This window comes from uncultured Marixanthomonas sp. (assembly GCF_963974425.1).
Taxonomy (GTDB): domain Bacteria; phylum Bacteroidota; class Bacteroidia; order Flavobacteriales; family Flavobacteriaceae; genus Marixanthomonas.
Map to the genome: position 1 here is coordinate 1 of NZ_CAXBCK010000067.1, position 15,007 is coordinate 15,007.

Genomic DNA, 15,007 nt, shown 5'->3' on the forward strand with positions numbered 1-15,007 from the left:
TTTTAAGATCGTGGCTTACGGTAGCGATTAACTGCTCTCTGCTTTTAAGTAAGTTTTCAGCATATTTTTTTGATTTTTCAAGTGATTGTTTAAAGCGTTCGGCTCTAAAAAAGTCACTTAAAATAAAATACGTAAAAAGTAAAATTACCACGAACCCAACCACTGCTGCTCCTTGTAAAATAGTGACTGTTCTTGCTACCGAAGCTTCTCTTTTAGTTTTTTCTAGGTTGTTTAGTTTTGTGTTTTCAGCTTCAAAATTGGTAATGAGAAGACGTAACTGAGAAGATAATGTTAAATCGTTTCTAATCAATTCATTCTCTTTTTGTTGAAGCGAACGCTGTGCTCTCGAATTTTCACGCTTAGCTTCAGCAACAAGATAGCGGGATTGCGCCAACATAGAATCGACCATACGGGCTTGAACCTGAGTGGTGTCTACATCGTTGTTCTGGTTTATTATATCAATGTAAGAGTTCCAAAAAGAGCGTTCTTTGGGGGAAAGGGCGGCAGGATTTTCAACAAAGGTTTCCAAGGTGAGTTTGCCCATGGAGTTGTCTAATTTTTTAAACTCATTTAAAATATCATCCAGCGAGGTATCCTTACTATTGGTAATCTTTAAAATACGAAGTTGCTCTATGTTTTTTTTCTTTTCGGTAAGCAGTTCGCGCACACTATCCAGTTGTCTTTTCTGGCTTTCATCATTTGTGAGTAACTTTATAGTTTCTACCTTTTCAAAGAGCGAATCACTTAAGGTGATATATTTTTTGTAATCTTTTTCTTTTTGGGTTAACAGTGCCAAACGCGAAAAACTATCGGCTTCATATACTAGGTTTACAAGCGATCCTGTAGCAAAAAACTTTTTTTCTTCAGTTTTCTCGGTAGGGTTAATAACATAGTTTTTATATTCAGAATAAATAAAATACCCTACAACAACAGCCAATGCTCCTAAAACCAGATAGCTTAGGATGATTTTAAAAGTAAACCTGTTTTTGGTTTTTGGCATGGGTCAAAAATACATACAATGTAAACGACAGCATATTAATGATATGATAAAAAAGTACGATTAGGCTTTTACAATCTTAAAGTCTTGATTACTTTTGCCACACATCTCAAAGGGGTGCCTATTTTAATTTATTTTTTAAATTATTTGAAGCTGAGATTATACCCATAGAACCTAGAACAGGTAATGCTGTTTAGGAAAAGAACAACAAGCAGTTGTAGCCAATAGAAGTCATTTTTATTGGAAATTTTAAACCTTTTATTAACCGAGAATAATGGCCCCTTTTATTCGTAATTAAATTTTTACGAATGAAATCGTTATTTATTTCGGCTGCTTTACTAACAACAACCATAGCAGCCATCGCACAAGAAACACAGCAAGATTCAACCAAAGTTGAAAGCTTGGAAGAAGTGTTTATCCAGGCAGTTCGCGTAGATGCAGACTCGCCAATTACCCACTCAAACCTCAATGAAGAGGAAATTGAAACCCGAAATTTAGGACAAGATGTTCCTTATTTACTCAACTATTTACCGTCTGTAGTAACTACCAGTGATGCCGGAGCCGGCGTTGGGTATACTTATATTCGTGTAAGAGGTAGTGATGCCTCACGAGTGAATGTAACACTAAATGGAATCCCTTATAACGATTCTGAAAGCCAAGGAACTTTTTGGGTAAACATGCCAGATTTTGCTTCTTCTATTCAAAACTTACAGTTACAACGGGGTGTAGGAACATCAAGTAATGGCTCTGGGGCATTTGGAGCGAGCTTGAATATTTTAACCGACGGAACTTCTGATGAAGCCTACGGTGAAATTTCAAATTCATTTGGTTCGTTCAACACCCGAAAGCACAATGTGAAATTTAGCACTGGACTTTTAAAAGATCGCATAGAAATCGCCGGGCGTCTATCCAAAATTGAATCAGATGGATATATTGACAGGGCAAGTTCCGATTTAAAATCCTATTTTTTGCAAGGGGCTTATAAAGACCAAAACACCCTGATAAAAGTATTAACCTTTGGTGGAACCGAAGAAACATATCAAGCTTGGAATGGTATCGATGCCGAAACGTTGGAAAATGACCGAACGTTTAATCCATCAGGAATGTACACAGACGAAGATGGAAACACTCGTTTTTATGATAACGAAGTAGATAATTACGCGCAAGATCATTATCAAGTCCTTTGGAACCAGCGTTACGATAACAACTGGAGTAGTAACGTTGCATTAAATTATACCTACGGAAGAGGCTATTTTGAACAATATAAAGAAGACGAGGATTTTGGAACTTACGCTTTTGACCCTATTGAAATAGGGGGTGATACTATTAATACTACCGATTTAATACGTCGCCGTTGGTTAGATAATGACTTCTACGCCGTAAATGCCAATGTAAACTACAAAGATGATGCGCTTAATATTTCCGCAGGAGTATTTTTTAGTACCTATAAAGGCGATCACTATGGCGAAGTAATTTGGGCACGCTACGCAAGTGATTCTGAAATACGAGATCGATACTATTTTAGCGATGCTACTAAAAACGAGTTTACAACCTTTGCAAAAGCTACCTATCGATTTAATAATCAATGGCAGGTATTTGGAGATTTACAAGGACGTTTTTTGAGTTATGAAACTGGCGGAATTACATCAGATGTTGTACCAATTGATGTAGATGAAACGTATAGTTTTTTTAACCCCAAAGCGGGGGTTTCATTTCAATTGAACGATGCCAACCAGTTTTATGCTTCCTACGGAAGAGCGCATCGTGAACCTACCCGAAACGATTTTGAAGAAGACATTACCACACCCGAAAAATTAGACGATTTTGAATTAGGGTGGCGTTTTGCTTCAGAAAAAGTTCAAGTAAATACCAATTTGTTTTATATGGATTATAAAGATCAGTTGGTGCTTTCGGGCGAGTTGAATGATGTAGGCGCACCGCTTCGAACCACTAGTGGTGAAAGTTATCGTTTAGGGCTAGAGGTGGATGCCACTATTGCTATTTCAGAAAAAATAAGTATCCGTCCTAATGTGGCGCTAAGCTCCAATAAAAATGTAGATTTTGTAACCTCTCAAAATGGTGAATTAGTGAATCTTGGAAATACAAATATCTCCTTTTCACCAGAGATTGTAGCTGGAAATATGCTAGAGTATCGTCCAGTAAAAAATGTACAACTGGCTTTATTGTCTAAGTTCGTGGGCGAACAATTTATGGGAAATATTGACAGTGATGTTTCAAAACTGGATAGCTTTTTTATAAACAACCTAAATATTGCGTATCGCTGGGAAAATGTACCTTTTGTAAACGAAATTTTATTCACCGGATTGGTAAACAACATTTTTAATGTAGAATATGTTTCTAACGGATACTTTTTTACGTTTGATGGTGTAAACGACCAAGGAGATGTTACCACATTTGAAGGTGCAGGGTATTACCCACAAGCTAAAACTAATTTCTTAGTAGGGGCGACTATTAAGTTTTAACACCAATGTAGTAATATAGTAAAGAAAGCCTGTTCAAATTGAACAGGCTTTCTAATAATTAGTTTGTAATACTAATAGTGTTGCCTGAACGTACAGCACGATAACGTTGCATAGGGTAACGGCTTGGGTCGGTTATGTTTTGGCCAGTTATAATATTGTATTTATTATCATCATCGCAAGGACAAGTGGCTTCAATACCATCAATCTCCATACGAGAACAATCTGTAGGCACGTGGTTCGGGTCGCTTAATTCAAAAGCGTGATACGTTGTGTTGTCCACATTATAAATAACAACGCCTCGAATACCTTGTCGAGTAACCACTAGCGAATTGCTTGGGAAGTTAAGGGAATTATACTCTGGCAGATTTAAATTTAGATTTAAATTTACCAAGGGGGACGTTAAAAAAGGATTATCGTCTAAATTATCATCATCATTTTTGCAGGCAAATAGCATGCTAAGTGATAAGAGGAAAACAATTTTTTTCATAGCTTAATTTTTCAATCGCGAAATTACAATTATTTATGCAACAAGTTATTTTTTAGTATATTTGTTAGAACAGATCCCGTCAAGCGCATGGGATTTTTTGTGTTTAATATCTTAACGCCAACATAAAAGTGGTGTTCTATATAAAATAAAAGAATAACGTGTTTAGTACACAAACGATGAAGTTATGAGTAAAGTATCTTATTACACTGCAGAAGGACTAAAAAAATTAAGGGAAGAGCTTAATCAATTAAAAGATGTGGAGCGCCCAAAAGCTTCTCAAGCTATTGCTGAGGCAAGAGATAAGGGTGATTTAAGTGAAAATGCCGAGTACGATGCTGCTAAAGAAGCACAAGGAATGCTTGAAATGCGTATTTCAAAATTAGAAGAAGTTGTTGCAAATGCTAGAGTTATTGATGAGTCACAATTGGATACATCAAAAGTATTAATACATTCCAATGTGAAAATTAAAAATCAATCTACCGGAGCAGAAATGCAATATAAACTGGTGGCACAGAGTGAAGCAGATTTAAAAAGCGGAAAAATTTCTGTAGATTCACCTATTGGAAAAGGACTTTTAGGAAAAGAAGTAGGTGACACTGCTGAAATAAGTGTTCCTAATGGAACTATGAAATTTGAAATTCTTGAGATAACAAGGGGATAATCATGGCAACACTATTTACAAAAATAATAAAGGGCGAAATACCAAGCCACAAAGTGGCTGAAGACGATAGTTTTATCGCTTTTCTTGATGTGAACCCTAATGCAAAAGGACATACTCTATGTGTTCCAAAAGAAGAGGTGGATAAAATCTTTGAAATGGGAGAGCATAAATATCTAGGATTAATGCAATTTTCTAGACGTGTAGCCAGAGCAATTGAAAAAACAGTTCCTTGTAAACGAGTGGGGATGGCTGCTATAGGTCTGGAAGTGCCACACGTGCACGTACATTTAATTCCGCTCAATGGAATGAGTGATATGGACTTTTCTAAAAAAGTTGACATGTCACAAGATGAACTTTCTCAATTGGCTGCCGCTATCCATAAAAACTTAGATTAAGCACTTTTTTATTCAAAAAGAGGAATGACTATAAACTAGTAATGGTTTATAGTCATATTTGATTCAAAAGTAAAAAGGTTGCAGCTCCAATTATCACAATCCCAAATAAAATTAACCCATACGTTAATGGTTTTAATTTTAGATAGTTAGTGTTTGGGTGTGCTTGTTTTTTGTGGTATTGGTAAACTCGTTCAATATCTTCATCCCAATTTACCGGGTAAATAGTATTCTTGCACGTATGGCAATATAGTTTTTCATCAATTTCCTTATTTGCTTGAGTATACAGCTTTGTGTGTTTTTCCTCTTGGGTAAAAGTAAACTCCAAACCATCCGTGTCGTAACATTCTGGGCAATTGTTGTTTAGGCGTGCGGTGTGTAATACGTGTCTTGTTATCATATTTAGTTTTGTAAGCGTAATACCACTTCCATCGTGGTTCCTTTTCCGGGCGTGCTGTTTAAAACGTGTATTTTTCCGTTATGGTATGTGTCAATAATACGTTTTACTAACGAAAGTCCGAGTCCCCAACCTCTTTTTTTGGTAGTGTAACCGGGTAAGAAAACCATTTTATGTTTTCTTTTCGGAATTCCTTTACCAGTATCACTTATTCGTAAATATGCTTTTTTGTTACTTGTTTCAATGGAGATGGTAATGGTTCCTTTTCCTTTCATGGCATCGATACCGTTTTTTACTAAGTTTTCTATGGTCCACCCAAAAAGTTGTTCGTTCAGTAAAACTGGGATAGGCTCTTTAGGAATATTTAATTGGAAATCAATTAATTTTGAACTTCTCCTTTTTAAATAATCAAAAGCAGTTTGTGTTTCAGCAACCAAATCTGTTTTTTCAAGTTTTGGCACAGACCCAATTTTTGAAAATCGCTCGGTAATAGTTTGCAATCGATCCACATCTTTCTCTATTTCCGTAACATATTCTTGGTTTACGTTTTCTTCTTTTAAAATTTCAGTCCAACCTACTAATGAAGATAGCGGAGTGCCTATTTGGTGTGCTGTTTCTTTAGCCATACCGGCCCAGAGTTTGTTTTGTTCGGCAGATTTAGATGTTTGATAAAATAGATAAATGGCCAAAAAGATGAGCAATATGATCACGATTAACATCGCTGGATAATACTTTAGTTTGTTGATTAAAGATGAATTTCCATAGTAAATTACCTGTAATAATTCATCTTTATAATAAACCTTAATGGGTTTGTATTCTGAAGAAAACTGAGCAATTAGTTTTTGTCTTTTTTTAGGAGAATTAATTTGATTTTCAGGGATGTTACGTTCGTTGTAAGTATCTGCTTCTGGACTGTACAGAATCATCGGTGTAGTATTGTTGCTTTGTATTACTACCGAAGCTGTTTCGCTCATAGCGTCTTCTGCAGGATTCAGTTTTTGAAGTTCCTCTTGAGCAGCCGCCCAAACCTTCATTTTATTACGCTCGTCATCTTTTAATTGATTAAAAAAAACAAACGTGTTCCATAAAATAAGACTAATTATTATTGTGGAGGCAGCAATAAAAAACCAACGAGTAAAAGCTATTTTGTTGAACATAAAAAAAGTAAAATGTGTTTTTCTTCTTTAGTTAATTTTAAAGGGGAATAAATATAAAGCAAATATGTTGATATTATTGTACAATCAAATTTTTACAACTTTTTAAGTTTGGGTACCTTTGTAGCTTATGATTAGTATTGACCCACAAGAAATTACCACAAAAAAACTGCACGGCTACTTAGTAGGCGCCGTAGCACCACGTCCTATATGTTTTGCCAGTACAGTAGATGCAGACGGACATGTAAATTTATCACCATTTAGTTTTTTTAATGTATTTGGCGCTAACCCACCTACAATGATTTTTTCACCGGCACGCCGGGTTCGTGGTAATACTACCAAGCATACGTTAGAGAACGTGTTGGAAACCAAAGAAGTGGTCATCAACATAGTAAATCACGCTATGGTACAGCAAATGAGCCTTTCTTCTACGGAATACGATAAAGGTGTGAACGAGTTTGTTAAAGCGGGCTTTACCGAAATTCCTTCCGATGTTGTAAAACCACCTAGAGTGGCCGAATCACCTGTTCAATTTGAATGCAAGGTGAAAGAAGTTATCGAGACTGGAAAAGAAGGAGGTGCTGGGAACTTAGTAATTTGCGAAGTAGTAAAAGTCCATGTAGATGAAAGTATTTTAGATGATAAAGGGAGTATTGATCCAGACAAATTAGACGCTGTAGCACGTATGGGAGGTAATTGGTACACCCGTGCAAAAACTGGTATGTTTGAGGTGCCAAAACCCCTTAGAACTTTAGGAATGGGAGTTGACGCCTTACCCAAGCCAATAAGAACAAGTAGTATCCTTACTGGAAATGACTTGGGAATGCTCGGTAACGTGGAAAACTTACCAACACACCAGCAAATTCAAGCATACATTGAAGATGCTTCGGAAACAGAACAATACTTAATCGCTTCGGGTACTGAGGAAGAAATTCACACTAGAGCACAAGAGTTGCTTTGCGATGGTAAAATAACAGAAGCATGGAATTTATTGTTGGCACGTTCTACTTCAGAAAAACCGAACCAATAAAAAGAAAAATTAAATCTTGATAACGAATAAATCAATAACACAATAACGAATACGATGGAAGTACAAGGAAAAATAAAGATGATTGATGATACTAAAACTTACGGAAGCAATGGTTTTAGAAAACGTGAGATGGTCGTAACCACAGAAGAGCAGTACCCACAACATATTTTAATAGAGTTTATACAAGATAAAACCGATTTGCTGGATAAATATAACGTTGGGCAAAATGTAAAGGTGAGTATTAACCTTCGTGGTCGCGAATGGACAAACCCACAAGGAGAAACAAAATATTTTAACTCCTTAAATGGATGGCGTATTGAGAATGTAGACCAATCTGTTTCGCAAAACATGCCACCAATGCCACCAGAAGATGCTTTTGAGCCAGCAAACGATTTAAACGAAGAAGATCACGACGATTTGCCGTTTTAATTAAAAAACAATCAGAAATATTATTTAGAAGCCCGAAACCAATCAGTTTCGGGCTTTTTTTTATTTTTGGGTTGTATAGTTCACCCACAGGTAAAACCCATTTTATGCACTTTTTAACCGAACAACTTTGGTTTCCACCCATTACCGATGCTTCAGAAGATGGGTTGTTAGCCGTTGGTGGCGACTTATCTCCAGAGCGATTGCTATTGGCATATCAATCAGGAATTTTTCCTTGGTATTCAGACGGGCAACCTATATTATGGTGGAGCCCAGATCCACGGATGGTTTTATTTCCGAAGAATTTAAAGGTTTCAAAAAGTTTTAGAAAAACCATTAATTCTGAAAAATTCACGGTTACATTTAATCAAAATTTTATAGATGTAATTGAAAACTGCGCTTCCATTAGAAGAGAAGGGCAAGATGGAACTTGGATTACTTCAGAAATGGAAAAAGCATATATTAAGTTACACGAAAAAGGTCATGCCATATCAGTAGAAGTATGGAAAGACGCCAAACTAGTAGGAGGTTTATATGGAGTTGATTTAAAAGATAAAAAAGTGTTTTGTGGCGAAAGTATGTTTACAAAGGTAAGTGATGCTTCAAAAGTGGGATTTTATCATTTGATAGAATTTCTGAAAGGAAAAAATTATAAAATTGTCGATTGTCAAGTTTATACCGAACATTTAGAGCGCTTAGGGGCTGAAGAAATTTCTAGAAAAGAATTTTTTCAACACCTTAATTTTTAAAGGTTTAATCGGATTTCTTTCTTAGCATTAAAAAAAGTACCTTCGTAATATTAATTCCATATTATGAAAAACCATTACCTCAAGTTCTTATTATTTACAATATTCTGCTCTAGTGTAGCATTTTCACAGCAAAAACCATTACCAAAAGGATTAACAGAAGCTGAGAAAGAATTAATAGCTGATTATCAATTTACATCTAATAGAATTACACCGCCGCCAAGCACTCCGGTTCGCGCTGCTGCCGAATGGGAAGAGGTTGAGTATTTAGTAGTAAGTTGGGATCCAAGTTTTCCAAACATTCTAAAACAGATAGTAGAAGCAGGAGTTGAAGAGTGTAAAGTGATTATTACTACGACAAATCAAGCTTCGGTAGAATCGTATTTACAATCTCAAGGAGTAGACTTAACCAATGTTTCTTTTTTAAATGAAGAATTTGATACTATCTGGATTCGAGATTACGCAGGAAATACCATTTACAGTAATGATGTAGGAGAACGAGCTCTTACCGATTGGATTTATAATAGACCAAGGCCTAATGATGATATTATGCCAACTGCCCATGCAAATTTAGTAGGCATGCCTATTTATACAACTACTTCTGGAAGCAGCGATTTAGTGAACACAGGCGGAAATTATATGAGTGACGGAATGGGAAATGCATTTGCTTCAGAACTGGTTTTAGAAGAAAATGCACCGGGTAACCCTTATGGAGTGTCTGCAAAAACCGAAAGTGAAATCGATGCTATTATGAATGAGTATATGGGCATAGAAAATTATATTAAGATGGAAACTCTTCCGTATGATGGTATTCATCATATTGATATGCATATGAAGTTATTGGATGAAGAAACCATTTTAGTAAGCGAATATCCTGAAGGCGTGGCCGATGGTCCACAAATCGAGGAAAATATAAACTACGTGTTAGATAATTTTGAATCGCCTTTTGGAACACCCTATAAAATTAAATGGATTCCTGCTCCACCAAGCCCATCTGGTGCGTATCCCGATACTGGCGGAAGCTATAGAACCTACAGTAATATGATTTTTGTAAATAAAACGGTAATGGTGCCTACATATCGACCAGAAGTAGACCAACCAGCGTTAGATTATTTGGAAGAATTATTACCGGGTTATAACATTGTACCAATAGATGTAGACAACTCAGGAGAAAATTTAATTTCATTATCAGGAGCTATTCATTGTATTTCTCATACTATTGGAGTAGAAAACCCATTATGGATTGTCCATAACCCTATAGAAGAAGCACAGGCAGGAAGTGCTATAGCCATCAATGCCATGATAAAACACAATTCAGGTATCAATACTGCTAATCTTTATTGGAGAGAAGTAGGGGCTTCAGATTATACTCAAGCTTCTATGACGTTAAGTAGTAATGATAATTGGACAACCAACCTCACGTTGCCTTTAGAAGATGTAGATATTGAATATTACATCCATGCAGAAGCAAATTCAGGAAAAACTATAAATAGACCTATTGTTGCTCCAGAAGGATATTGGACAATTGATACCGCTACGTTATCTGCCGAAGAATGGGCGGAGAGTAATATTTCAAGCGCCTATCCTAATCCAGCTATAGATGAAGTTAACTTTAACCTAAATGCTATAGAAGGCCCCGTAGAAATGTCAGTTTATAATATTTTAGGTCAACAGTTATACAGTACAACTATTACAGATGCTAATGGAACTATAAATTTAAAATTGAATGCGAATTGGAAAGGAACCTTGTTTGTAACCTTTACAGGACGGTTTGGACAGGTAAATAAAAAAATACTTAAGTTGTAGTAAATAAGCTACTTTATGTTACCAATATTTTAACAAACCAATTGCAATAATTTGCAGTTGGTTTTGTTTTCTTTACAACCTAATTATAACAAACCTGTATTTTGTCGAATTTATTTGCTTTTTAGTCAGATAATTAGCATTTTTGGTAAAGTAATTTCTTACGCCCCAATTTATGAAACGATTTCCCCTCGCTCTGTTTCTGTTGTTATTTTGTGTTTCATTCACAGTAACAGCACAAGACAGTTCTACTGAAAAAAATATAGATGTCAATAAAGATGTTGATGTGATAAAAGTGTATGAACAAGTAGTAAAAGAAGGCTATGGCACTCCTTTTATTTATAAGAAACTTGCCAACGCTCATTACTTTAAAAATAACTACGGAGCCGCTAAAAAATGGTTTGAAAAGCTTTTCTCGATTGAAAAGCCAACGGACGAAACCCTAAAATATAGGTATAAGCAAAGTTTAAAAGTCTTAAGCTTACATTCTTCAGAAAACGAGGATATTACGTATTCTGGCACGAATTAAGCAGGTTTAGAAACCTCCTCTTTAATTTCTTGATACCGGAAACATGAAATAACGTGGTCGTTTACCATACCCGTTGCTTGCATGTACGCATACACAACTGTAGAACCTACAAATTTAAAACCTCTTTTCTTTAAATCTTTACTTATAGAATCACTCAACGGAGTATTGGCTGGAGCTCCTTCCAACGATTTTAATTCATTTTGAATAGGTTTCCCATCTACAAACGCCCAGATATACTTGCTAAAACTCCCAAATTCCTCTTGTGTTTTTATAAAAGCTTGCGCATTGGTCACGGCAGAGTTTACTTTTAATTTATTCCGAATAATTCCTGCATTCTCTAAAAGCGAACCAATCTTTTTTTGATCGTAGTTGGTAATCTTTTTATAGTCAAAACCATCAAAAGCTTCCCTGAAATTTTCTCGCTTTCGTAAAATGGTAATCCAACTTAACCCAGCTTGAAAGGTTTCTAACAATAAAAACTCAAAAAGGGTTTTATCATCATACTCGGGCACTCCCCATTCGGTATCGTGATAAGCTACATATAGTGGGTCATCTCCACACCAAGCACAGCGTTGTTTTGTCATAAAAAGAAAATTTACGGTAAGGTACTAAGATTTAAAACAAATTAATACTGTCCAGGAAAATTGTAGGTAATGGTTCCTAATTGCCTTTTTTTACTGGCTTTTGTGGTAAAGCGGGCTTGTTCTGCGTATTCAATAGCACTGTCTATTAAACAACCGTTTGCAGTGGTAGAAGCTTTTTCACTATATGAAGTTTTAATAACTTTCCCTAAAGAATCCACTACAATGTTAATAACCACTTTACCGCTACCTTGGCAAGTATAAACCGGGTTGGGTAAATCTAAATCACTTCTATTTACCAGACGGTAACTTACGGTTGTATTTCGATTGGCAGATTTTTTACCTGAGTTTTCTTTTGCTTTACTTGTACTTGTTTTTTTATTTTTTTCTGAAGTTTTTTTCGCTGCAGGTAAACCATTTCCACTCGTAGAAGCGTTTGAATTTTCAATAGCCGCATCTATTTCGGCCATTTTTTTTTGCATTTCTTCAGAAGTTTCAAATTCTTCTTGGCTCATTTCAGCAACTAACTTCTCCGCTTCATTGTACGCACGGTTGGTTTCTACATCAACTCTTTCCGAAGATATTTTTGCTAATTCTTGTTCTTTGGGAAGTAATTCTTCTAATTCTGCATATTCAATATCATAAACAGGTTCTTCTGCTTTTTTTACATTGCCTAGTTTGATGCTATACAGCAATAAAAAGAGTATCCCAAATAGCAGGGAAGTTACGAGTAGGGATCGGTATGAGTAGTTTAGGTTCATTACTTCGGGGAAAAATTACGTAAAATAATGCAAAACCACTTGGTAATTAATAGATTATTAAGATGTAGGTTTTTGTAGATATTTTTCAAAAGCTTCAATTGTAGTCGCATTTTCTACGGAAAAGTCACCGATTTTTGTGCGTCGTAAAGCTGAAAGATGTGCTCCGTTATCCAATGCTTTTCCAAAATCGTGTGCTAATGATCGTATGTAGGTTCCTTTGCTGCAAGCGACTCTAAAATCTACTTCAGGAAGTTCAATTCTAGTAATATCAAATGCTGAAATATGCACTGTCCGTGTAGGAATGTCAACTTTTTCACCCGCCCGGGCATATTCGTACAAGCGTTTTCCTTCTTTCTTCAATGCTGAAAAAACTGGTGGTTGCTGTTGAATTTTCCCTGTAAACTGTTTCGTAGTGCTCTTGATTTCTTCCGAAGTAATTTCAGAAATTTCAAACGTTTGGTCTATTTCAGTTTCCAAGTCGTAACTAGGTGTCGTAGCTCCTAACGTAAGTGTGCCGGTGTATTCTTTTTCCTGAGCTTGAAAAGTTTCAATCTTTTTGGTAAACTTTCCGGTACAAAGTATAAGCAACCCCGTGGCCAAAGGATCTAATGTGCCGGCGTGGCCTACTTTTATTTTCTTTAAACCAAAGCGTTGCTTAATAAGCCAACGTACTTTGTTAACCACTTGGAACGAGGTCCAGTTAAGGGGTTTGTCTATTAATAGTACTTGTCCGTCTTTAAAATCTTGTTCGGTCATTTAGATAAAACTTACGATGATGGCTATCAATCCAACGATTACACAATACACAGAAAAATAGCGAAGTTTGCTCTTTTTCACCAATGAAATCATCCACGTACAGGCAATAAGGCCGCAGATAAAGGCCGCGATAAAGCCCAATCCAAGCGTTGTGAAGTTGGTGCTTTCGGCCGATAGGTCGCCACTCAATACATCTTTAGCAATTTTACCAAATATTAGCGGTACAACCATTAAGAAAGAAAAACGAGCGGCTTTACTTTTATCATTTCCTAATAAAACGGAAGTAGAAATCGTGGCACCGCTTCGGGAAATACCGGGAAGCATCGCAATAGCTTGCGAAATACCGATAATAAACGAATCTTTAAACGTAACGGGTTTTCCAGTGTTTTTAGCACGGTCTGCCAACCAGAGTAGCACCGCCGTCACGATGAGCATAGCACCTACGAAGGCAATGCTTCCGCCAAAAAATGCTTCTAATTCTTCTTCAAATAACAACCCGATGATAACTGCGGGCAACATGGAAATTCCAATTTTCACTATAAACTGGGTTTCTTCATTCCATTGAAATTTCAGCAAAGCACTTATAATTTCAATTATATCTTTTCGGAAAACAACAATTGTACTTAAAGCCGTAGCAAAGTGTAAAACGACAGTAAACAAAAGGCTTTCTTCGGCTACCATGGTATCGCCAAGAATGGCTTTTCCTAACTCGAGGTGACCACTGGAAGAAACAGGTAAAAATTCGGTAAACCCTTGGATAATACCCAAGAGAATGGCATCCCAACTATTCATGGATTATTTTTTCTTGTGAGGATTCAGTAAAATAGCGTACACCTCAATACCAAAACCAATAAGGATTAAAGCAGGTGCTAAGCGAATGCGTCTCCAGCTGTAAATTTCAGGATTAAACACATTGGGATCATCGCTACCGCCGCCAGACATTAAAATAAAGCCTAAGGCAATAAAGGCGATACCAATAAGCATAAACTGGTAGTTTTTACGCTCAAATATAAAATATCGTTTTTGGGCTTCTTCTTTTCTTTTCTGTTCTCCCATACTAATAATTGTTTCCTGATTTCGGGTGCAAAGGTACGGTTTAATAATATAATTCGTCCGTGCGTAAATTTAAGAATCGCTGCGTTGCAAAAAAGGTGCTCAGCCAACTTATAAACACGCCTACAAAAAATACGCCTGCAAATAAACCGACTAACAATAGTTTGTCTTCCAATAATTGTAATTCGGGGAAGCTTTTGTTGAGGTAATACAGTACAAGTCCCATTCCTAACAATGCTAATACTGCGCCAATCATTCCTAAACGCACACTTTTCCAAACAAAAGGCCGTCTAATAAATCGCTTGGTAGCCCCAACCATTTGCATGGTTTTAATGGTGAAACGTTTGGCATATACTGAAAGCCTGATAGAACTATTGATAAGCAATACCGCGATAAAGAGGAAAATTCCACTAACGACTAACACCCAAAAACTAATTTTTTTCACATTGTCATTTAACAGAGCGATGAGGGGTTTATCGTACACCACTTCATCAATAAAATCTTTAGTCATTAGCTCGTCTGTAATTTCTTCCAATTGTGAAGGCGACACATAATCGGCTAATAAATATACATCGATGCTATTTTGCAGCGGATTGTACCCTAAAAAGTCCATAAAATTCTCACCAATTGTAGCGCTATGGGCTTCGGCGGCTTGCTCTTTGCTAATATATTCTGCTGTTTTTGTGTATTCGGCTAAGGCTAGGCTTTGTTTTAATTGTGTAATTTCAACTTCTTTGGCGGTGTCTTTTAA

The 15,007-nt window shown here is 36.3% G+C and carries 17 protein-coding genes and 1 pseudogene; 8 read left to right on the forward strand and 10 right to left on the reverse strand.

Going from position 1 to position 15,007, the window contains the following annotated elements:
• Nucleotides 1-1,000: pseudogene (locus AACZ92_RS15270) on the reverse strand (hybrid sensor histidine kinase/response regulator); the annotation flags it as partial.
• Nucleotides 1,001-1,305: 305 nt separating this feature from the next.
• Between AACZ92_RS15270 and AACZ92_RS15275 the strand changes: the two are divergent.
• Nucleotides 1,306-3,480 carry a TonB-dependent receptor gene (locus tag AACZ92_RS15275; protein WP_339703126.1) on the forward strand — a complete coding sequence of 725 codons (2,175 nt, stop codon included), beginning with the start codon at nt 1,306-1,308 and terminating at the stop codon, nt 3,478-3,480.
• A 58-nt stretch (nt 3,481-3,538) separates the two neighbouring features.
• Here the strand turns inward: AACZ92_RS15275 and AACZ92_RS15280 are convergent, their stop codons facing one another.
• Nucleotides 3,539-3,967, reverse strand: a complete 429-nt coding sequence (locus tag AACZ92_RS15280; RefSeq protein ID WP_339703129.1) for a hypothetical protein — start codon at nt 3,965-3,967, stop codon at nt 3,539-3,541.
• 184 nt (nt 3,968-4,151) lie between these two features.
• Between AACZ92_RS15280 and greA the strand changes: the two genes are divergently transcribed.
• Nucleotides 4,152-4,628: a transcription elongation factor GreA gene (gene greA / locus AACZ92_RS15285; RefSeq protein ID WP_339703132.1), complete on the forward strand. Its 477-nt coding sequence runs from the start codon at nt 4,152-4,154 to the stop codon at nt 4,626-4,628.
• Between the two features lie 2 nt (nt 4,629-4,630).
• On the forward strand, nt 4,631-5,023 hold the full coding sequence (locus tag AACZ92_RS15290) for an HIT domain-containing protein (protein ID WP_339703135.1): 393 nt from the start codon (nt 4,631-4,633) through the stop codon (nt 5,021-5,023).
• 52 nt (nt 5,024-5,075) lie between these two features.
• Here the strand turns inward: AACZ92_RS15290 and AACZ92_RS15295 are convergent, their stop codons facing one another.
• Entirely contained in the window at nt 5,076-5,420 is a 345-nt protein-coding gene (locus AACZ92_RS15295) for a hypothetical protein (protein ID WP_339703138.1), read from the reverse strand.
• Between the two features lie 2 nt (nt 5,421-5,422).
• The gene (locus tag AACZ92_RS15300; protein ID WP_339703141.1) at nt 5,423-6,574 is read right to left on the reverse strand and encodes a HAMP domain-containing sensor histidine kinase; all 1,152 of its coding nucleotides are present in this window, start codon (nt 6,572-6,574) and stop codon (nt 5,423-5,425) included.
• Between the two features lie 127 nt (nt 6,575-6,701).
• Here AACZ92_RS15300 and AACZ92_RS15305 point away from each other — a divergent pair, with 127 nt between their 5' ends.
• From AACZ92_RS15305 to AACZ92_RS15325, 5 genes are all read left to right on the forward strand, one after another.
• Nucleotides 6,702-7,601 (forward strand): flavin reductase family protein, encoded by a 900-nt coding sequence (locus AACZ92_RS15305; protein ID WP_339703144.1) that lies wholly within the window; start codon nt 6,702-6,704, stop codon nt 7,599-7,601.
• A gap of 54 nt (nt 7,602-7,655) precedes the next feature.
• A complete protein-coding gene (locus AACZ92_RS15310) occupies nt 7,656-8,030 on the forward strand; it encodes a DUF3127 domain-containing protein (protein ID WP_117158374.1) in 375 nt (124 codons plus the stop codon).
• A gap of 104 nt (nt 8,031-8,134) precedes the next feature.
• Nucleotides 8,135-8,776 carry a leucyl/phenylalanyl-tRNA--protein transferase gene (gene aat / locus AACZ92_RS15315; protein WP_339703149.1) on the forward strand — a complete coding sequence of 214 codons (642 nt, stop codon included), beginning with the start codon at nt 8,135-8,137 and terminating at the stop codon, nt 8,774-8,776.
• Nucleotides 8,777-8,839: 63 nt separating this feature from the next.
• A complete protein-coding gene (locus AACZ92_RS15320) occupies nt 8,840-10,579 on the forward strand; it encodes an agmatine deiminase family protein (RefSeq protein WP_339703152.1) in 1,740 nt (579 codons plus the stop codon).
• A gap of 172 nt (nt 10,580-10,751) precedes the next feature.
• Complete coding sequence (locus AACZ92_RS15325) at nt 10,752-11,105, forward strand: hypothetical protein (protein ID WP_339703155.1); 354 nt, start codon at nt 10,752-10,754, stop codon at nt 11,103-11,105.
• Here AACZ92_RS15325 and AACZ92_RS15330 read toward each other — a convergent pair.
• The 6 genes from AACZ92_RS15330 to AACZ92_RS15355 all read right to left on the reverse strand — a co-directional run.
• The gene (locus tag AACZ92_RS15330) at nt 11,102-11,689 is read right to left on the reverse strand and encodes a DNA-3-methyladenine glycosylase I (RefSeq protein ID WP_339703158.1); all 588 of its coding nucleotides are present in this window, start codon (nt 11,687-11,689) and stop codon (nt 11,102-11,104) included. The genes AACZ92_RS15325 and AACZ92_RS15330 overlap by 4 nt on opposite strands.
• Before the next feature lie 41 nt (nt 11,690-11,730).
• On the reverse strand, nt 11,731-12,447 hold the full coding sequence (locus AACZ92_RS15335; protein WP_339703161.1) for a hypothetical protein: 717 nt from the start codon (nt 12,445-12,447) through the stop codon (nt 11,731-11,733).
• A gap of 57 nt (nt 12,448-12,504) precedes the next feature.
• On the reverse strand, nt 12,505-13,203 hold the full coding sequence (truB, locus tag AACZ92_RS15340; RefSeq protein WP_339703164.1) for a tRNA pseudouridine(55) synthase TruB: 699 nt from the start codon (nt 13,201-13,203) through the stop codon (nt 12,505-12,507).
• Complete coding sequence (locus tag AACZ92_RS15345; protein WP_339703167.1) at nt 13,204-13,995, reverse strand: undecaprenyl-diphosphate phosphatase; 792 nt, start codon at nt 13,993-13,995, stop codon at nt 13,204-13,206.
• A 3-nt stretch (nt 13,996-13,998) separates the two neighbouring features.
• Nucleotides 13,999-14,259: a DUF3098 domain-containing protein gene (locus tag AACZ92_RS15350; RefSeq protein WP_116694647.1), complete on the reverse strand. Its 261-nt coding sequence runs from the start codon at nt 14,257-14,259 to the stop codon at nt 13,999-14,001.
• A 40-nt stretch (nt 14,260-14,299) separates the two neighbouring features.
• A partial coding sequence (locus AACZ92_RS15355) for a permease-like cell division protein FtsX (RefSeq protein WP_339703172.1) occupies nt 14,300-15,007 on the reverse strand: 708 nt, incomplete at its 5' end.